General features: G+C 42.2%; 18 protein-coding genes. 12 read left to right on the top strand and 6 right to left on the bottom strand.

Translation table 11 applies throughout. The features are described from left to right. The first annotated feature begins 7 nt into the window (after positions 1-7). From surA to AC0L6H_RS09695, 6 genes are all read left to right on the top strand, one after another. The gene (gene surA / locus AC0L6H_RS09720) at positions 8-1,303 is read left to right on the top strand and encodes a peptidylprolyl isomerase SurA (RefSeq protein WP_473394049.1); all 1,296 of its coding nucleotides are present in this window, start codon (positions 8-10) and stop codon (positions 1,301-1,303) included. Between the two features lie 3 nt (positions 1,304-1,306). Further along, positions 1,307-2,323: a 4-hydroxythreonine-4-phosphate dehydrogenase PdxA gene (gene pdxA, locus AC0L6H_RS09715; protein WP_473394048.1), complete on the top strand. Its 1,017-nt coding sequence runs from the start codon at positions 1,307-1,309 to the stop codon at positions 2,321-2,323. Between the two features lie 9 nt (positions 2,324-2,332). After that, positions 2,333-3,142 carry a 16S rRNA (adenine(1518)-N(6)/adenine(1519)-N(6))-dimethyltransferase RsmA gene (rsmA, locus tag AC0L6H_RS09710; protein ID WP_473394047.1) on the top strand — a complete coding sequence of 270 codons (810 nt, stop codon included), beginning with the start codon at positions 2,333-2,335 and terminating at the stop codon, positions 3,140-3,142. After that, the gene (gene apaG / locus AC0L6H_RS09705) at positions 3,135-3,509 is read left to right on the top strand and encodes a Co2+/Mg2+ efflux protein ApaG (protein ID WP_473394046.1); all 375 of its coding nucleotides are present in this window, start codon (positions 3,135-3,137) and stop codon (positions 3,507-3,509) included. The genes rsmA and apaG overlap by 8 nt, the downstream gene beginning before the upstream one ends. A 12-nt stretch (positions 3,510-3,521) precedes the next feature. Beyond that, positions 3,522-4,343, top strand: coding sequence for a symmetrical bis(5'-nucleosyl)-tetraphosphatase (locus tag AC0L6H_RS09700; RefSeq protein WP_473394044.1), 822 nt, complete (start codon positions 3,522-3,524; stop codon positions 4,341-4,343). Positions 4,344-4,414: 71 nt separating this feature from the next. After that, positions 4,415-6,439 carry a methyl-accepting chemotaxis protein gene (locus AC0L6H_RS09695; protein ID WP_473394043.1) on the top strand — a complete coding sequence of 675 codons (2,025 nt, stop codon included), beginning with the start codon at positions 4,415-4,417 and terminating at the stop codon, positions 6,437-6,439. 19 nt (positions 6,440-6,458) lie between these two features. On the opposite strand, the gene lysC is transcribed toward AC0L6H_RS09695, so the two are convergent. From lysC to AC0L6H_RS09675, 4 genes are all read right to left on the bottom strand, one after another. Further along, positions 6,459-7,808, bottom strand: coding sequence for a lysine-sensitive aspartokinase 3 (gene lysC, locus AC0L6H_RS09690; protein WP_473394042.1), 1,350 nt, complete (start codon positions 7,806-7,808; stop codon positions 6,459-6,461). A gap of 51 nt (positions 7,809-7,859) precedes the next feature. After that, complete coding sequence (locus AC0L6H_RS09685; protein WP_473394040.1) at positions 7,860-8,411, bottom strand: DUF192 domain-containing protein; 552 nt, start codon at positions 8,409-8,411, stop codon at positions 7,860-7,862. A 208-nt stretch (positions 8,412-8,619) separates the two neighbouring features. After that, on the bottom strand, positions 8,620-11,232 hold the full coding sequence (gene acnB / locus AC0L6H_RS09680) for a bifunctional aconitate hydratase 2/2-methylisocitrate dehydratase (protein ID WP_473394039.1): 2,613 nt from the start codon (positions 11,230-11,232) through the stop codon (positions 8,620-8,622). A gap of 157 nt (positions 11,233-11,389) precedes the next feature. After that, complete coding sequence (locus AC0L6H_RS09675) at positions 11,390-12,571, bottom strand: PQQ-dependent sugar dehydrogenase (protein WP_473394038.1); 1,182 nt, start codon at positions 12,569-12,571, stop codon at positions 11,390-11,392. 99 nt (positions 12,572-12,670) lie between these two features. Here AC0L6H_RS09675 and AC0L6H_RS09670 point away from each other — a divergent pair, with 99 nt between their 5' ends. From AC0L6H_RS09670 to AC0L6H_RS09655, 4 genes are all read left to right on the top strand, one after another. Continuing rightward, positions 12,671-13,129 carry a hypothetical protein gene (locus AC0L6H_RS09670; protein ID WP_473394036.1) on the top strand — a complete coding sequence of 153 codons (459 nt, stop codon included), beginning with the start codon at positions 12,671-12,673 and terminating at the stop codon, positions 13,127-13,129. 203 nt (positions 13,130-13,332) lie between these two features. Further along, positions 13,333-14,862: an AMP-binding protein gene (locus AC0L6H_RS09665; RefSeq protein ID WP_473394035.1), complete on the top strand. Its 1,530-nt coding sequence runs from the start codon at positions 13,333-13,335 to the stop codon at positions 14,860-14,862. Between the two features lie 14 nt (positions 14,863-14,876). Beyond that, positions 14,877-15,344: an SRPBCC family protein gene (locus AC0L6H_RS09660; protein ID WP_473394034.1), complete on the top strand. Its 468-nt coding sequence runs from the start codon at positions 14,877-14,879 to the stop codon at positions 15,342-15,344. A gap of 27 nt (positions 15,345-15,371) precedes the next feature. Further along, complete coding sequence (locus AC0L6H_RS09655; protein WP_473394032.1) at positions 15,372-16,244, top strand: AEC family transporter; 873 nt, start codon at positions 15,372-15,374, stop codon at positions 16,242-16,244. 113 nt (positions 16,245-16,357) lie between these two features. Here AC0L6H_RS09655 and chrA read toward each other — a convergent pair whose 3' ends face one another. Further along, the gene (gene chrA / locus AC0L6H_RS09650; RefSeq protein ID WP_473394031.1) at positions 16,358-17,596 is read right to left on the bottom strand and encodes a chromate efflux transporter; all 1,239 of its coding nucleotides are present in this window, start codon (positions 17,594-17,596) and stop codon (positions 16,358-16,360) included. 177 nt (positions 17,597-17,773) lie between these two features. Here chrA and AC0L6H_RS09645 point away from each other — a divergent pair, with 177 nt between their 5' ends. Continuing rightward, entirely contained in the window at positions 17,774-18,193 is a 420-nt protein-coding gene (locus AC0L6H_RS09645; RefSeq protein WP_473394030.1) for a hypothetical protein, read from the top strand. Next, on the top strand, positions 18,190-18,387 hold the full coding sequence (locus tag AC0L6H_RS09640) for a helix-turn-helix transcriptional regulator (RefSeq protein ID WP_473394028.1): 198 nt from the start codon (positions 18,190-18,192) through the stop codon (positions 18,385-18,387). Before AC0L6H_RS09645 ends, AC0L6H_RS09640 begins: the two co-directional genes overlap by 4 nt. 102 nt (positions 18,388-18,489) lie before the next feature. Here AC0L6H_RS09640 and AC0L6H_RS09635 read toward each other — a convergent pair whose 3' ends face one another. Then, positions 18,490-18,843: a DUF4870 family protein gene (locus AC0L6H_RS09635; protein WP_473394027.1), complete on the bottom strand. Its 354-nt coding sequence runs from the start codon at positions 18,841-18,843 to the stop codon at positions 18,490-18,492. Positions 18,844-18,861: the final 18 nt, after the last annotated feature.

Raw genomic sequence — 18,861 nt, 5'->3', positions numbered from 1 at the left:
AGTAGTTATGAAAAAGATATTTTTAGTAATGGCTGTTGCCATTGGTCTCGTTACAACAAGTATGGCAAGCAATGCGCGCGAGTTATTAGACAAAGTCGCGGTAATTGTTGATCAAGGCGTGGTACTTGAAAGCGAAATTGCCGAACTAGTGGAAGGCGTAAAAGCAGGTGCCATTGCAAATGGACAAACACTGCCATCAGATGCCGCACTTAGACGCCAAGCTATCGAGCGCCTTATTTTAGAGAATTTACAAGCGCAAATGGCAGATAAAATGGGGATTCAGGTAAGCGATCCTCAACTTGACCAAACCATTCAAAATATTGCGCAACAGCAACAAATGTCTATGCCTGAATTTCGTCGCCAAATAAGTAACGAAGGACTCGCATTTGAAGTCTACCGCGAGCAAGTCAGAAAAGAGTTAATCACCGGTGAAGTTCGTCGTGCCAATGTTCGCCGCAGGGTTTATATTACCGAACAAGAAATTGATACACTGATGACGATTATTAATCAGCAAGGGGATGCGCAGGCAGAATACAGGTTGTCGCATATCCTTATTGATATACCAAGCGATGCATCAGAAGAAGTGATTAGTACCGCCAGAGAGCGCGCTGAAAAGATTTTAGAGCTATTAGGAAAAGGATCTGATTTTGCACGACTAGCGATAGGCTCATCATCTGGTTCAAAAGCACTTGAAGGCGGTGACATGGGATGGATGAATATCAACTCAATGCCGACTCTTTTTGCTGAAGCTGTTGGCAATAAAAAACAAGGCGAAGTGATAGGTCCAATTCGAAGCGGAGCCGGTTTCCATATTTTGAAGATTGCAGATACTCGCGGTGTCGAAATTGTCGAAGTCGAAGAGGTCAATGCGCGCCACATTCTTATTTCGCCCTCAATCATACTCAGTGACTCAAAAGCAGAGTCGATGTTAAAAGAATTTAGACAGCAACTGATAGACGGTGAAGCTGAGTTTGCCACCTTAGCGAAAGAATACAGCGAAGATCCCGGTTCAGCATTGAGAGGTGGAGAGCTTGGTTGGACAGACCCTAGTGCTTTTGTGCCTGAGTTTAAAGATGCTTTGGCAACACTTGATAAAGATGAGTACAGTATGCCGATAAGAACGGTTCACGGTTGGCACTTAATACAACTTATTGACCGTCGTGTTGATGACGCGACTGAGAAACGCAAACAAGACCGCGCATATCAGCTTATTTATAATCGTAAGTTCCAAGAGGAAACAGAAGCTTGGCTTCGTGAAATGCGCGACCAAGCTTATATCGAAGTAGTTGATGAGAGTGCATAAATTATGAATGCCAACTCGCAGGAACAAAGTACGCAAAATAGATTAATAAAACTAGCGGTCACGCCAGGTGAGCCCGCCGGCATAGGGCCAGACCTAATTATATTGCTTAGCGAGCGTACTTGGGAAGCACAGGTAGTTGTTTTTGCAGACACCAACTTACTTAAGTCTCGTGCTGAATTATTAGGAAAAGACATTGAAATAATTCCCTACAGCAAAGGAATGAATTATCTGCAAAAACCTGGGCAAATTATTGTTAATCACGTTTCGTGCAAAAAAACACCTGTGGCCGGCCAGCTCGATAGCGAGAATGGGCATTACGTTGTAGATACTCTGCGACTTGCTTGTGAAGCAAATATGGAAGGTGATTTTGATGCCGTCGTAACAGGACCAGTGCACAAAGGTATCATTAACAAAGCCGGCGTTTCATTTAGCGGTCATACTGAATACTTTGCTCAGCAATCAAACACTGCTGACGTTGTAATGATGCTTGAAACAGATGGCCTAAGAGTGTGCTTGGCTACAACACACATTCCACTTGCCTATGTAAGCAAGGCAATTACCCCAGAGCGCATAGAGAAAGTTATCTCAATAATGCATACCGATTTGCAGCATAAATTTGCTATCGCAAATCCTAGTATTTACGTTTGTGGCCTAAATCCGCATGCAGGGGAAGATGGGCATTTAGGCAGAGAAGAAATAGATGTGATCACCCCAACTTTGGACCAGCTACGTGCAAACGGGATGGAACTCGTTGGACCATTGCCAGCTGATACTATCTTTCAACCTAAATACTTAGATAAAGCTGACGCAGTCCTTGCTATGTATCACGATCAAGGTTTACCAGTGCTAAAATTTAAAGGCTTTGGAAATTCAGTCAATATCACCTTGGGTCTCCCCTTTATACGTACCTCTGTTGACCATGGAACAGCGACTGATTTGGCAGGCAGTGGAGAAGCAGACACCGGTAGCATGGCCCGCGCCATTACCCAAGCCATAAAACTAGCCAAACTAAAACTGTGAGCGCAGTGAATGAGTAATAAACATTTAGGCCACACCGCACGCAAACGTTTTGGTCAAAACTTTCTGCACGATGATTACATCATCGATAAGATTGTCAGCGCCATTGGACCGCAAAAAGACGATAATATTGTTGAAATCGGCCCTGGATTAGGCGCCTTAACAGAACCCGTTGCAGAACTGGTCGATCATTTTACGGTAGTAGAATTAGACCGCGATTTAGCGGCTCGCTTACGCTCTCATCCCTTTATTCGACATAAGCTTAATGTAGTCGAACAGGATGCCTTAAAGTTTGATTTTTCTCAATTACACAATGCTGATAAAAAAATCCGAGTGTTTGGCAACTTGCCTTATAATATTTCAACCCCGCTCATGTTTCATTTGTTTAATTATTGCGAACATATTCAAGACATGCACTTTATGTTGCAACTTGAGGTGGTAAAACGCCTTTGTGCTAAAAGCGGTGATAAGTTATATGGCCGCTTATCGGTTATGGCGCAGTATTATTGCAGTGCGACACCGGTGGTTATGGTGCCACCTAGCGCCTTTAAACCCGCGCCCAAAGTAGACTCAGCCGTTGTTCGGCTAACCCCGCGTTCAACACCTTTATACGATGTTGCCTCAGTTGATAGCTTGCAAACCGTCGTGAGCGCTGCTTTTAATCAGCGCAGAAAAACCCTCAGAAATAGCTTAAAGAACGTGGTGACAGAGCAAGACATTATCGCCTTGGGAATAGACCCAGAAAAACGCGCAGAAAAAATCACATTGGAAGAGTTTTCGAAACTTGCTAACATTTTTCATGAGAAACCAATTAATGAATGAAGCTGTTCAGATAAACGTCACGACGAAATATTTAGGAAGACAAGATCAAGCTAAAAATACACAAGCATATGTTTTTAGTTATACGGTGAATATTACCAATACCTGCGATGAAGATGTAAAACTGATAAGTAGATATTGGTTAATTACCAATGGTGATGGCGAAAAAATTGAAGTTGAAGGTGATGGTGTTGTTGGTGAACAACCTGTTATTGCGCCAAATCAGACATATTCATATACTAGTGCGTCAATGTTAAAAACAGCGGTGGGCACAATGGAAGGCTTTTACTATTTTGAATCAGCTAAACAGGTGGGCTTTAAAGCGCCTATTCCTGTTTTCAGCTTAGCGGTACCAAACTCGTTGCATTAAGGCAGTTTTGCTATGAAACACTTTGTGGTAGGAGATATTCAGGGCTGTTATAAAGGGCTCACTAAGCTCTTAAAAAAGGCCGGCTTTCGACCACATAAAGACAAACTATGGGCCGTTGGTGACTTGGTTGCACGAGGCCCAGACAGCTTGGCAACAATGGAGTTTTTATACGACCTTGGCCCTCACTTCGATACCGTACTGGGTAATCACGATCTCCATTTGATTGCCAGCGCTCATGGTATCAGCAAACCTAAATCTCAGGACAAACTCGACGCCTTACTTAACGATAAGAAAATTGATAAATACATCGAGTTCTTATGCACTAAACCGCTTGCTGCCTCACCGGTAAAAAACACACTCATTAGTCACGCTGGCCTATTCCCTAGCTGGTCAATCAATAAGGCAGTCAAACTATCAAGTGAAGTGCAAGCTCAACTTCAAGGAGAACAGCTAGTTGAATTCTTAAACAATATGTATGGGAATTTACCTACGACTTGGAGCAAGCACTTGGAAGGCTATGCGCGTCTTCGCTTTATCGTCAACGCTTTTACACGTATGCGATTTGTACATGAAGACGGTAGCCTCAACTTTGATACAAAGTGCCACCCCAAAAACGCTAGTAAACGCTTACTTCCTTGGTTTCAGCATAAAAACAAAGCCTTAAAGGCCTCTCAAACCTTGCTTTTTGGGCATTGGGCCTCTCTACTCGGGGAAGTACCCTCAACATTGCCTATTGAAGCCAAAGTCATTGCCCTAGACACAGGTTATGTATGGGGAAATCAAATGAGTCTTTATTGCATAGAAACCCAAGCGATATTCCACCATCAAGCATAAAGTTTTTATTTGATATGACGATAAAGCTTTATCGTATATTTTGAATACAAACAGCTTAGGTAGGAATTGTCATGAGAATCACAGTAGCTATGCGCGTAATTGGCGGCTTTATGGTGATAAGTTTATTGCTAATAACTTTAGGTATTTCGTCAATCAGAAGCGTAAGCAACATTGGTGAAGCGTCTGAAGAAATAAGCAATGTTGCATTACCAACTGTAGCAAGTAGCTCAGACCTCAAAGCGGCATTTTTAAATATGGGGCGCCTGACGTTTGAAGGCTTTATTAATACTGACAAAGCGTTAGTAAATGAAAAGCAAGCAGACTACAACAAAGCGAAAGAAGACTTTGATCGTATAATTTCAAAATTACAAAGCGTTGTCGTAAACGACGTTGACTTATCTGGCTCAGCCTCAAATATACAAACAATATACGACTCATACAACAACAGCGCACAGGGCATGTTTCAAGCGCACACCAATGCGATAGATTTAGAAACAAACCTGCAAGGCACGATAGAAACGCTCGAAGAAAAAATCGATGATGCGTCTTCTTTATTGCTTGATTTTACTGACCTGGATGAAATTTCCGATTCTGAAAACCTAAGCCAGGCCGCTGAGCTAGCCAACACTTTAGAATCAGGTTTACTTTCATTGTTGACTACTTCAACCGAATACAAGAAAACTGAAAAAATACAAAGAGCAGAATTGAGAAGTCAGGAAGTAAGCGTGATTTTGCAACAAACTAAAGAACGCTTGCGAGATATTCTCTCTGTAGTGAATGGTGAAGATGAATCAGGCACCATTGATGAAGTTTCTGTTTTAATCACTGAAATAGATACAGCGATTGTTAGTGCAAACGGACTTCTGAATATGAAAGTCGCGCAACTTAACGCTAAACTAGAGGCTGAAAAACTACTTTCGGATTCTGATTCAAAAATCACAGAAGGTATTGAACAACTCACTGTGTTAAATCAACTTGCTGACAGCAAAGCGACTGAAATAAAACAATCAGTATCGGCGCAAATCTCGAGCAGTACGTGGACGGTTATATTGGTTATTGTTGGTTCATTAGTAATCGCGACCGGTATTGCTTATTTAAGCGTTAGAGCAATAAGCATTCCTCTTGCGAAAATCAACAAGTTACTAAAAATTGCATCCTCTGGTGACCTTACACACCGACTCGATGATTCATCTAAAGATGAGTTTGGTATCTTGGCGAGTAACTGTAATCAGCTTATCGATAACCTTAAAGAATTAATTAACTCAATCAACCAAAGAGCTGACCAACTGGCCGCTGCTAGTGGACAGACATCTAAAATTACGAGTCAAACCACTATATCGATAGAAGATCAAAAATCACAAATTTCACAGATTGCCGCGGCAACAACAGAAATGCACACAACCTCTGAACTTGTTTCGGCTAATGCCGACGATACGCTAAAACAAATCAAGCATGCAGATGTCGAAGCAGAGAAAGTGAAAGTTATATCAGCCAAGAATAAATCTACTATTCAAGTATTAGCGAATGATGTAGAGCAAGCTGCTGAAGTCATTAATAAGCTACACCAAGACAGTGCCAGCATTAGTGGCATTCTAGATGTGATAAGGGGCGTTGCCGATCAGACTAACCTATTAGCACTTAATGCAGCGATAGAGGCAGCAAGAGCGGGTGAACAAGGTCGAGGCTTTGCCGTTGTTGCAGATGAAGTTAGAACACTTGCGAGCAGAACGCAGCAATCTACACAAGAAATAAACTCAATGATTGAAGTCTTGCAAGCCGGTGCAGAAAAAGCGGTGGCCGTTATGAATCAAGGAAGAGAGCAAACGGTTGTGTGTGTTGAACAAACAGAAACAGCCGGTGAAGCGCTTAATTTAATTACCGATGCCGTTCACAAGGCGTATGAAGTGAGTACGCGCATAGAACAAGCAGCACGAGAGCAGCACACAGTATCATCAGAAATTAGTGAACGCTTAGAGAATATTGTTGGTATTGCTGAACAAACAACGATAGGCGCACAACAGACTTCTGACTCAAGCGCCGAGGTAGCGCGCTTGGCAGAAGAATTACAAGAATCAATTGGGCGCTTTAAAGTATAAGCATAAATAACGCATGCGGCTATTCGAATAATGCCGCATGCAATGTTTTTACGATGGCGTCACTATCGGTGTTGCTAACCACAAACGATAAGTTATGAACATTAGCGCCAAAACAAATCATACGTAAGTTGAAATCGCCAATAGCAGCAAACACTTTTGACGATACACCTGCTTCACTATGCATATTATTCCCAACCACGGTTACCACATCAAAATCGCGCTCTATTGAGACATCACAAATATTACTCAGCTCAATAATGGTCTCTTTGTTCATTTTTTCTGACATTGAATTGGGCGGATTATCAAGTGTGAATGATACCGATATTTCAGACGTGGTTATCAAATCAACACTCAGATCATGCTTTGCAATAATATGGAAAACTCGCTCAAGAAAACCTTGGGCATACATCATTTTGGGCGTTTTAACCGTGACTAGCACTTGGTCTTTTCGGCGCGTGACCGCTCTAAAGGCAGGCTCGTGCTTACAATCTCGTTTTATCCAAGTACCGCCCTTCTCTGGCTCTTTACTCGACCCTACAAAAACTTGAATATCTTGTCGCAGCGCAGGCTCCATCGTTGCCGGATGTAATACTTTTGCGCCAAAGGTCGCCATTTCAGCGGCTTCTTCAAAGCTTAATTCGGCTAAGGGCCTGGCTTTATCAGTGATGCGAGGGTCTGTTGTGTACACACCTATTACATCGGTCCAAATTTCACAGGTCGCTGCGCCTAATGCTTCAGCTAACAAGGCCGCCGTGAAATCTGAGCCTCCGCGCCCTAAAGTCGTTGTTCGGCCTTGCTCATCTGCACCAACAAAGCCTTGGGTAACGACTATGTGCTGTTCAAGTTCAGGCGCTAATAATTGCTGAGTTAAGGTTCTAATTGTAGCAATGTCGGGACTTGCTTCAGTAAATCTTGCATCGGTGCGCATCACTTTTCGTACATCAAAATTAAGTGCATTAACCCCATGCTCTCGTAACACAGCAGCGCACAACAATGAAGACATCCTTTCGCCCATAGACATAAGCGCGTCTTTTAAGTCATCTCTGTAATTTATTTCTTCGTGGCGGGCAAAACCGTCTAGTTCATCCAATAATGCAAATAGCTTATCTTCGACTTCACTCGGGTTTTTAAGCTCGTTCAATATGGCAAATTGAATTTTACGAATGTTTTCGACTACGTCTGTTATTTGCTCAGAGGTTAGTGCCGTGTTTGCTAACATTACCAAATGGTTGGTAACGCCTGCGGCGGCACTGACTACCATTACCTTAGTATTAGCGTTATTGATAACAATTGCAGCGCAGTTATTGATGGTATTGTAGTTAGCTACACTTGTGCCACCAAACTTGGCGACGTTTAACGATTCAGACATAGTACTTTAGATCCTGAAAATTAATGTTGATGTTATTAGCTGGTATCAAGGTTAAGGCAGTTGCTCAACCGTGTCACCAACTTGAATGTCTTGTTTTGCGAACCAGCCTTGGTTCATTTCAAGTGCGTACAAAGCGAGCGAGGATGACTTTACTGAGGTTAAATCATGAGCTTGCAATGCTTTAATATCAATAATCTTGCCATTAGCATCCATATAAGCGAGATCAAGGGGTATAAAAGTATTTTTCATCCAAATGCTGGCAATACGAGGATAATCAAATTTAAACAGCATTCCGCAATCTTCGCAAAGTTGGCGGCGATACATTAGGCCAAGTTGGCGCTCCTCTGGTGAATCAGCGTATTCTACGCGGATCTGTTTATTATTAATGGTCAAAGCCACTCTGCCGTCAGCTTTTTGCCCTGGGCTTTGCTCGGCAATCCACGCTTGTGCTTCTTCATCCTGATAGTCGCTCACCTTTTTGCTACTCGCATTTTGCTCAGATGCATGACTAGCCGAAGTTTCTGGTTGCGCACAAGCAAACAAACTAAGTATTAAAAGTAAGGTGACAACGAGAAGAAAGGGTCTCTTCAATTGTATTGACATGTGGCTTCCTTGTTGAAAAAGCGTAAGAGCAATATACAAAGCTAAGCCTGTATTATTATTTACCTGCACCTAATTTGATAGCACTTTATGTAACTTTGCTATAGAGAATTAGTATATAGAGCATAAAAAAACCGAGCAGTAACAGTATACTAACTCGGCTTATTTCTATCGCAAGGACGACCGCGGTTAACGGCCATCAACTTTGCACTTAGGCCAGATTTAAGGTTGGGATGATTTTCGCTTTCGCTTCATCTTCCGCTTGCTTAAATGAAGGGATGCGATCAAAGTTTAAGTAACGGAATACTTCAGAACTCATCGAATCGATTTTATCTGCGTAATCCATATACTCTTCTTTAGTCGGTATTTTACCGGCAATCGCACCAACAGCAGCCATTTCAGCAGAACACAAATAAACATCTGCGCCATCCCCTAAACGGTTAGGGAAGTTACGCGTTGATGTTGACAACACTGTTGCACCAGCTAATACGCGTGCTTGGTTACCCATACACAATGAACATCCTGGCATTTCTGTTCTGACGCCAGCACGACCATAAATATTATAATAGCCTTCTTCCATCAACACAGCTTTGTCCATTTTAGTTGGTGGAGAAACCCATAGACGCGTTGGTAATGTACCACCGTACTGTTCTAGTAGTTTACCTGCCGCTCTAAAGTGACCAATATTAGTCATACAAGAACCAATAAAGACTTCGTCGATTTTGTTGCCAGCCACTTCAGACAAGGTTTTCGCGTCATCTGGATCGTTTGGACAGCATAAGATAGGCTCATCTATTTCATCAAGGTCTATTTCGAGTACTTCTGCGTATTCAGCGTTTGCATCTGCTTCCATCAACTCTGGGTTAGCTAACCATTCTTCCATCTTACGTGCGCGACGTTCTAATGTTCTTGGGTCACCGTAGCCTTCGTTTATCATCCAGCGAAGCATGGTGATATTTGAAGTTAAGTATTCAGCAATTGATTCTTTAGACAACTTAATCGTACAACCGGCAGCAGAACGTTCTGCTGACGCATCTGACAATTCAAATGCTTGTTCTACGGTCAAATCTTCAAGGCCTTCTATTTCAAGGATACGACCCGAAAACGCGTTGATTTTACCTTTTTTAGCAACCGTTAATAGACCCGCTTTAATACCATAAAGTGGGATTGCATGTACTAAGTCACGTAAGGTAATGCCTGATTTCATTTTGCCTTTAAAGCGAACCAAAATAGACTCTGGCATATCAAGTGGCATAACACCGGTAGCCGCCGCAAAAGCAACCAATCCAGAACCCGCCGGGAATGAAATACCCATTGGGAAACGAGTATGAGAATCACCACCAGTACCTACGGTATCAGGTAGTAACATACGGTTTAACCATGAGTGGATAATACCGTCACCTGGGCGTAGCGATACACCACCACGGTTCATGATAAAATCAGGTAAAGTATGCTGAGTGTCAATATCAACAGGCTTAGGATAAGCCGCGGTATGACAGAAAGACTGCATTGTTAAATCGGCAGAAAAGCCCAAACAAGCCAAGTCTTTAAGTTCATCACGTGTCATAGGACCGGTAGTATCTTGAGAACCAACAGTCGTCATTTTCGGTTCACAATATGTGCCAGGGCGCATGCCTTCTACGCCACATGCTTTACCAACCATTTTTTGTGCTAGCGTAAAGCCGGCATTTGTTGATACAGGTACTTCTGGTACACGGAAAATATCAGTTGGACCTAGGCCTAAAGATTCACGCGCTTTTTGCGTTAAACCACGGCCAATGATTAGGTTAATACGGCCGCCTGCACGAACTTCATCAAGCAATACTTTAGATTTGTAGCTATATTCAGCTATAACTTCACCGGTATTGGCATTTTTGATGACGCCATCAAGTGGATGAATATCAATTAAATCACCCATGTTCATTTTTTCAACGTCGGCTTCAAAAACCAAAGCGCCAGCATCTTCCATTGTATTGAAGAATATAGGAGCAACTTTAGAACCGATACAAATACCACCACCACGTTTGTTAGGTACGCCTGGTAAATCTTCGCCGAAGAACCATAGTACCGAGTTGGTCGCAGACTTACGTGAAGAACCAGTTCCGACGACGTCACCAACAAAAGCAACAGGATACCCTTTCGCTTTCATTTCTTCAATTTGGCTTAGTGGACCAATTTCACCTTGTTTCTCAGGCACGATGCCGTCGCGCGCCATTTTGTACATCGCGCGAGCATGTAATGGAATATCAGGGCGAGACCAAGCATCAGGAGCGGGTGATAAATCATCGGTGTTAGTTTCACCGGTAACTTTATAAACCGTTGCGGTAATTTTTTCAGGTAAATCATCACGACCGGTAAACCATTCAGCTTCGGCCCAAGACTGCATAACTTCTGTTGCGTGCTTGTTACCTGCTTTGTGCTTTTCTTCAACGTCGTGGAAAGCATCAAACATAAGTAAGGTATGCTTTAATTCTTCAGCAGCAAGCTCAACAAGCTCGGCATCATCAAGAAGCTCGACCAAAGTGGTGATGTTGTAGCCGCCGTGCATATTACCTAATAACTGCACTGCTGACTCTTTGCTGATCAAACTACAGCTTTCTTCACCTTTTGCGATAGCGCTTAAAAACCCAGCCTTAACATAGGCTGCTTCATCAACACCGGGAGGAACACGTTCAGCTAACAACTCAACTAAAAACTCTTCTTCTCCTGCAGGTGGATTTTTTAGCAGTTCAATTAAACCAGCGACTTGCTCTGGATTTAAAGGCTTTGGAGGGATACTTTCAGCTGCACGCTCGGCTACATGCTTACGATAATTTTCTAACACGTTTCTAAGTCCTCTAGTGTGGGTTGACCAAGCGCTAAATTGCGAAAAATGGTCAGGATTGAGATCTGGAGGCAAAAGTATAGCATTTATGCCCTCAGAAGGAATAATAATCGCTTATACCAAGATTATACCTAGTATTCACAGAAGGTACATAATACTAATGTGTGATAAGTACTTCAAAAATAGTTGCATCATTGCCGTCGCTTAAGATGAAAACACGCCCACTGCTTGAAATGCAAACATCGCGCATTCTGTATTCACTACCAGAAAATAGGATGCGCTGGTCACCTATTTGGTCGCCTTCAATATTTAAGCTATGCAATTGTTTAAACTTTAGAGATGTCACCAAAAGACGACCTGTAAACTGCGGTATGGCAGCAGCGCTGTAATAATCCATGCCCGATGGCGCGATCGAAGGTGTCCAATCGTAATTGGGTTGCTGCATTCCTGGATATTCAGTAAATGGCGTTATTAAGCTACCTATGTAATCTTTACCTTGGGTAATAACTGGCCATCCATAGTTTAGGCTTGGCTCAATAATGTTGATTTCATCGCCACCGGCAGGGCCATGCTCATGGGCGATCACTCGATTATTAGGCAGTACAATCAAACCTTGCGGGTTTCGATGACCAAGACTAAATATTGCCCGTTCTGTGAAACTCTTCGCATCAACGTAAGGGTTATCCGAAGGAATGGTGCCGGTGTCACTAAGTCTTAGCACTTTGCCCATATCAGATGACATTTTTTGTGCCTTTTCTCTAAAGTCGAATCCGTCACCGGTACTGACCAATAAGCTTTTGTCTGCCATAAAAGCTAGTCTGGCCCCGTAATGGACAGGTGTGTTGCGCAAATCAACCTGTTCAAAGATGCTTTCTTTTTTGACTATTGCTAAGCCATTTTCAGCGGGTTCTTTCAACAAAATTCGAATTACTTTCAATCCATTGCGGTCACTCGTCCCAAAAGAATAAGAGAGGTAAACCCAAGGCTGATTGTAAAAATCAGGATGAAAAGCAATTGCCATCAAACCGCCTTGACCTTTATAAAATAAGTCAGGCAATTGTAAATCAATTTCACCAACTAATTGAGCTTGCATATTATATTTGGCTAATTGGCCACTGCGCTTAGTCACGTAAAGGTAATTATCAGGACTTACTTTTATTGCCCAAGATGGCGGCAAATCTTCAACGAAGGGATGTAAGGACAAGCCCTGATTTGTCTCAGTGCTGCTATAAACTTGAGAAGATTGCAGTGTCGCCACTATGGCAAAAAACGCAATAAACAAGATTGGAAGAGCAAAGGCTCGCGCTGCCCTCACCTGTATACGTTTGAATCGTTGCATTATCCTAATTTTCACCCTGTGCTTGCCTCAAGTGACATAAAACCACTATGATGGAAATAATACTAGCATGCAAATGACTATCCATAACAAAGAGTTTTTATGAAAAAGCTTGTTTTATTGCAACATTTTATCGTGTCAGCCCTCGTGACTATCCTTGCCGCTTGCATATTTCAAACCCAAATGGTCTTAGCCTCACTTACCGACCTTGATATTGATGTGACGCTTAGCGACAGAGCCTATATGACTTGGCAGGATTTACTAGGTCTACTACCGAGCTATGGCATCATCATCTGCATAGGTCTTGCCCTGGGCTTTGGTATCGCAAAACTAATACGCCACTACACTAGTCTACAATCTTTTGGCTTATATGTTTTGGCTGGCGCAACAGTAATGGCCGTTATTCTATTGGCCATGCAACCGGTTTTAGGCGTTACGCTATTAGCAGGTGCTCGTTCAGTTTTAGGTATTTTGTTGCAGATCTTAGCGGGCCTTCTCGGTGGGCTTTGCTTTATGTATTTCCGTAAAAACAATAATCGACGCTTACATTCAGGAAATTGATAAGCAACTCATCATAAGTGTAATGATCCCAAATTGTAATAATTGTGTTAACTATATAACATAAGTCCCATGTGAAACTTCATATGGGCAGCAAAATTTGCCTTGTATTACAGCATTAGACACTATTAGCGATGAGAGGATGACATGAGTGTAAACCAGCAAGATAGCAGTGCCGCAAATCTAATTCCCCCCATATAAACAGCTTGGCTGATTACATTGAAGAAACCTTTTTAAAGTATGCGTCACGGCCATGCTACAGCGCTTTAGGACAAACGAAAACCTTTGCAGAAATAGATAATTTGTCAGCACGCTTTGCCCATTATTTACTCAATCATACAAAGCTAAAAGCAGGTGACCGGATAGCAATACAACTACCCAACTTAATTCAGCATCCCATCGCCGTGTATGGCGCGTTACGAGCGGGATTAATCGTGGTCAATACAAATCCCTTGTATACCTCTGCCGAAATGAAGCATCAATTCAATGATTCAGGTACCACAGCCCTTGTCATTCTCAGTGACTTATTGCCGAAATACGAAGCAATTGCCGTTGATGTAAATATTGATACCGTAATTGTCACAAGTGCAACGCAGCTATTAGACAACAAAGCCGTCACCTCGGTAGACTACCCTTGCTATACTGAAATATTTGACACTGTGAGCGACTCATCTAGCCCTAAACGAGTAAACAATTCCCTAGACGATGCCTGCATTTTGCAGTACACAGGCGGAACAACGGGCGTATCGAAAGGCGCGGAGCTAAGCCATAAGAACGTATTATCAAATAGTATTCAAACCTTAAATCGACTAGGCAAAACCTTTGCTGAAGGAGAGGAGCTCGTAGTCTGCCCGCTTCCGCTTTACCACATCTACGCTTTCACGGTCTGCATGATGACCTTTTTCGCTAAAGGTGCCATGGTCTTGCTAATACCAAACCCGCGCGATATGAATGGTTTTGTCGATAGCTTAAAAGCTCACAAATTTACAGCATTTGCCGGTATCAATACACTCTTTATGGGTTTGTGTCAGCACCCTGACTTTGCCAAGTTAGACTTTTCAAAACTTCATATAACGATGTCGGGTGGGACTGCTTTGACACGGTCCGCCGCCGAACTTTGGGAAAAAACCACGGGTTGTTCTGTAACCGAGGGCTATGGTTTATCTGAAACGGCCCCGGTATTGTCCTTTAATATTCCTGGAAAAGAAGAAATTGGCACTGTTGGATATCCGCTCGATAACACCGATATTCAAATGCTCGATAGTAATGACAAGCCCGTTGCTGATGGTGAAGAAGGACAAATTGCAGCCAAAGGCCCGCAAGTGATGAAGGGCTATTGGCAGCGAGACGATGAAACGGCAAAAGTAATGACCGTAGACGGCTACTTCAAAACTGGCGACGTTGGCGTACGACTCCCTAATGGTTGTATCAAGATTGTTGACCGCTTAAAAGACATGATTATTGTGTCGGGCTTTAATGTTTATCCAAATGAAATAGAAGATGTATTGTGCCGCCACCCTAATGTCTTAGAAGCGGCTGTTATTGGCAAACCCGACGATCACTCTCAAGAGCGCGTATGTGCTTTTGTGACACTAAGCGAAGCGGTAGATGAGAAAGCGTTAGAAAAACATTGTAGAGAGTTTTTAACAGCTTATAAAATCCCTAAGGAATTTAAGGTGTTAGACGAACTACCTAAATCAACCGTTGGCAAAATCCTGCGACGAGAACTTCGATAAGTGAGCGTGAAAAAGTGTTCAATATCTGTGTAGAAAGAACAATTGATAAACCCATTGAAGATGTATTTTCTTTAGTTACCGATCACGCTAATTATGCGCAGTTTAGAGGAGTTGATGCATCTAGGCTGATAAAAGAAGGTGTAGAAGATAAAAATGGGGTAGGCGCCTTAAGAGAAGTTGTTGCCGGCCGAGCCACCCTGCATGAAGAAATTGTCCGCTATGAGAAACCCAAACAGTGCGCTGAAAAGGGTACGAAAGAAGCGTTATTGGGCTACAAAATTGTATATTCAACGCCATTGCCATATGACCATCATGTGGGCGAAGTACACATGAGCGAGTTAGCTGGGAAAACGTACGTTAAGTGGATATCAAAAGGACGAATTACCTCATTTTTAATAGGTCGTTTATTTTTTGATAAGCAAATTCAGAAGAATGGTGCGCGGGCTTTTGGTAGTATATTAAAGTATATAGATAATCTTTAATAACAACCTTAGAAGGCATCCTTCCTTTTGCAGCCTAATTTAGACTTTTTCACTTTTGCCGTGGCGGTTATTGGCCCCGTTATTTTAATGATCGCCTTTGGTTATGGACTTTACAAATACGGAACCCTAGATGAAGCCTTTGTTGAAAAGGCCTCTCGCTTAGTTTTTAACTTTGCGCTTCCCGCTTTACTTTTTAGTACCATCAGTACTAGTTCTGTTGGCCAGTTGGCAAACCTGAAGGTGATTTCTGTTGGCATTGGCGGGACCATGCTAGTTGTGCTGTTAATGTTAATTGTTACGCCTTTGCTAATAAAAAACAAAGATGACAGAGGCGTTGTCATACAAGGCGCTTTTAGATCGAATATGGGGATTATTGGCCTTGCGTATTGTGCCAATGCCTATGGGGATGAAGGCCTCGCCTATGGTTCCGTCTATTTAGGCGGCCTCACTATCATTTATAACTTAGTCTCGGTGGCCGTGCTCAATGTATTTCAGAACAAAGACACGTCGTATGTCAAAATCTGTAAAGACATAGCCAGTAACCCGATTATACTTTCAATTATTGCTGGCCTACTCGTTTCTATTTTAGAAATAGATTTACCTGCTATTGTCACTAACAGCGCAGACTATTTTGCCCAATTAACGCTACCACTCGCACTTTTATGCACAGGTGCTGCGCTGCGATTTTCAACGATGCGCCAAAATGGCATTTCTGCTACCTTTAGTATTTTCGTAAAATGCGTGGTTTACCCTTTTATTGTTGTGGTCATTGCCGTTTTAGCCGGGATTGAAGACATGCCTTTGATGGTCATATTTTTAATGGCTATAAGTCCTACCGCTGCAGCGAGTTACGTCATGGTTCGAAAAATAGGGGGAATCATCAACTGGCTGCACAAATAATTGCAATAAGTACCGTATTATCTGTCCCCTTCACTTTGCTTGGTTTTGCATTAGTTAGCGCTTTTGTCTAATGACCAAAATAAGTGAATCTGCCTTTAGCTTTGGTTTTTTAGCTACATGAACAGTGCTACTGCAACACTTAAAAATAGACATAAACACAGTAGAGCAAGCATAGGAATTTTGAACCGCGTTAACGCAATAAAGCCAATAGCGGCAATTACTAGGTCTTCTTTGCTTTGTATCGCGTGAACAAATATTGGGTCATACAAGGTCGCAGCTAGAAGCCCCACCACGGCAGCATTCGCCCCCATAAATGCAGAGCTAAGCTTAGGATGCTTAAAAAGTTTTTGGGATATAGGCAACACTGCTGCTAACAACAAAAATCCTGGCAAAAAGATAAACAAGGTTGCCCAAAATGCGCTACCTAGCGCACTAAGTGTAGCGCTTTGTGATGACAGTATAGTTTGCTGATGTAACTCCCCCATATAGCCTAAGTACGCCGCAAAGGAAAACATCGGTCCGGGCATAGCTTGTGTCGCACCATACCCTGCTAAAAAAGCGTCTTTAGTTACTAGGCCTTCACTGACGGTAGCTTGCTCTAAAAATGGTAACACCACATGCCCACCCCCAAACACCATGGCACCAGAGCTATAATATGCTGCAGCATGCTCGTAGAAATAAGCGTTTATATTCAATGGATTAGCAACGACCAATAAACTAATAACAACAAAAATAGCGCTAGCTATCCAGCTCGTTTTCAACGATAGCGAGACATGGCTTTGTGAAAAGCCTAAAGCACCGCCTTCGGATTTTTCGCTATCTCTAATTGCGGGTGCAAGAATTGCGCAGCATATTGCACAAAGCACAATCCCAATAAATTGAAAAATTAATGAGTTGCTTAGCAATACCAAGGAAAACATAGCGAGCGCTAAACACCATGTAATGGGAACGCTAAGCAACTGTTTACTCATGCCTATTACTGCTTGCGTTACCACTAAGAAGGCTAGAATAGCCAAGCCCTTTAAGCCCGCCTGCCCTATTTCTGAATCAAATAGATAAAGGCTATTTGCAAATACAAGTAATAGAACGACTGATGGTAGTGTAAAGGCAACAAAAGCAGATAAGCCGCCCAACCAGCCTCCTCGAAGCAGACCTATTGCAAAGCCTACCTGGCTACTGGCAGGTCCGGGCAAAGTTTGGCACACGGTGAGCAAATGCGCATATTGTGCTTCAGTGAACCATTTTTTACGCTCTACAAAAGTCGTCCTAAAATAGGCAAGATGCGCTACAGGGCCACCAAAACTGCTTAGACCAAGCTTAAGAAAAATCCAAAATATGTCGACGACTTTCATCTGTTACTTAACGCTTAATGGGTGATACTGACTACTATAGCGATATATAAATTAGATTGCATTAATATCAACTACACATGTCTTTATGTAAAACACACTTGACACACATCCAAAAGAGGAATAAAGTTAAGTCTACTTTACATATAGTAACTACTGTTTTACAAAAGGAAGAAAATTATGAGTGAACAAATACCTAGTACTTATACAGAGAATGAGAAGAAGAGTAATGTGAAATTAGCTTTTTATACCGGCATTTGGTTGCTCACCACAGCTTTACTTGCCTTTGGTCCTAAATTTCTTTGGGAACATAATGCGGTAGTAACGGTAATATCTTGTCTGGTTAATTTATGCGCTGGTGGCCTCATGATAAGAGCAAACATTATGCATCTGCGCAGTTTAGACGAATTAGGCCGCAAAATATTTTTAGAGAGCGCCGCAATTACCTTAGGTGTTTTGATGGTATTTGGTGTTTGCTATGAACTTCTGTTCTTTGCTGGCGATTTCTTGAGCGTTACGCCGCGGATATCACATATTTACTTTGTAATGGGCTTTACCTTTATGCTGTCGACATTTCTGGGGCATAGGAGATATAGATGAGAAATCGACTAAAGGTTTTACGCGCTGAAAGAGACTGGACACAAGCAGATTTAGCAGAAAAACTGCTTGTATCAAGACAAACCGTGAATGCAATCGAAAAGGGAAAATTTGATCCTAGCTTACCCTTGGCTTTTAAAATTTCACGCTTGTTTGAACTGAAAATTGAGGCAATATTTGAAGATGAAGGCCTTTAGCCCGCGTGCCTCTTTAGTACAATAACTGCTTGATATTATATCCCTCACTTTGGGAACGCAAAGTGAGGGATAATTATTAGCTTAATGTGGGGCTGCTGGTGACTAAAACATCCAGCTTTTGGGGTCTACAATAGCTTGTTGTTTGTCTAAAGCTTGTAAACCTTTAACACAGCGGATGATTAACCAAACTAACCAAAATAGAAATACCAAATATCCAATCACAAAAATGGCTAATATTCCGCCAACAATCATAAACAGCAAACCAATCCAGAACGTTCTTATTTGAAAATCGAAATGCGTTTTTAACCAGGCAGGCGCTTCGTTTTTGCTTACGTAAGAAATAACCACACCAATAATGCCTGTAATACCGAAGACTAAGCCCACTAAGTACAGGACGTATACTATTTTTGCCATGCCGGCGCTGTTATTTGTATTTGTGAATTCTGCTTCGCTCATGATGAGTCCTTTTATCTT

The sequence above is a fragment of the Glaciecola sp. G7-5 genome (genome assembly GCF_055808975.1).
The sequence above is the reverse complement of the archived record's forward strand: the minus strand, read 5'-3'. Positions and strand labels throughout refer to the sequence as shown.

What these genes read in the sequence shown, in the direction of transcription:
- surA (WP_473394049.1), top strand. Translation starts at nt 8, where the DNA reads ATGAAAAAGATATTTTTAGTAATGGCTGTTGCCATTGGTCTCGTTACA.
- pdxA (WP_473394048.1), top strand. Translation starts at nt 1,307, where the DNA reads ATGAATGCCAACTCGCAGGAACAAAGTACGCAAAATAGATTAATAAAA.
- rsmA (WP_473394047.1), top strand. Translation starts at nt 2,333, where the DNA reads ATGAGTAATAAACATTTAGGCCACACCGCACGCAAACGTTTTGGTCAA.
- apaG (WP_473394046.1), top strand. Translation starts at nt 3,135, where the DNA reads ATGAATGAAGCTGTTCAGATAAACGTCACGACGAAATATTTAGGAAGA.
- AC0L6H_RS09700 (WP_473394044.1), top strand. Translation starts at nt 3,522, where the DNA reads ATGAAACACTTTGTGGTAGGAGATATTCAGGGCTGTTATAAAGGGCTC.
- AC0L6H_RS09695 (WP_473394043.1), top strand. Translation starts at nt 4,415, where the DNA reads ATGAGAATCACAGTAGCTATGCGCGTAATTGGCGGCTTTATGGTGATA.
- lysC (WP_473394042.1), bottom strand. Translation starts at nt 7,808, where the DNA reads ATGTCTGAATCGTTAAACGTCGCCAAGTTTGGTGGCACAAGTGTAGCT.
- AC0L6H_RS09685 (WP_473394040.1), bottom strand. Translation starts at nt 8,411, where the DNA reads ATGTCAATACAATTGAAGAGACCCTTTCTTCTCGTTGTCACCTTACTT.
- AC0L6H_RS09675 (WP_473394038.1), bottom strand. Translation starts at nt 12,571, where the DNA reads ATGCAACGATTCAAACGTATACAGGTGAGGGCAGCGCGAGCCTTTGCT.
- AC0L6H_RS09670 (WP_473394036.1), top strand. Translation starts at nt 12,671, where the DNA reads ATGAAAAAGCTTGTTTTATTGCAACATTTTATCGTGTCAGCCCTCGTG.
- chrA (WP_473394031.1), bottom strand. Translation starts at nt 17,596, where the DNA reads ATGAAAGTCGTCGACATATTTTGGATTTTTCTTAAGCTTGGTCTAAGC.
- AC0L6H_RS09645 (WP_473394030.1), top strand. Translation starts at nt 17,774, where the DNA reads ATGAGTGAACAAATACCTAGTACTTATACAGAGAATGAGAAGAAGAGT.
- AC0L6H_RS09640 (WP_473394028.1), top strand. Translation starts at nt 18,190, where the DNA reads ATGAGAAATCGACTAAAGGTTTTACGCGCTGAAAGAGACTGGACACAA.
- AC0L6H_RS09635 (WP_473394027.1), bottom strand. Translation starts at nt 18,843, where the DNA reads ATGAGCGAAGCAGAATTCACAAATACAAATAACAGCGCCGGCATGGCA.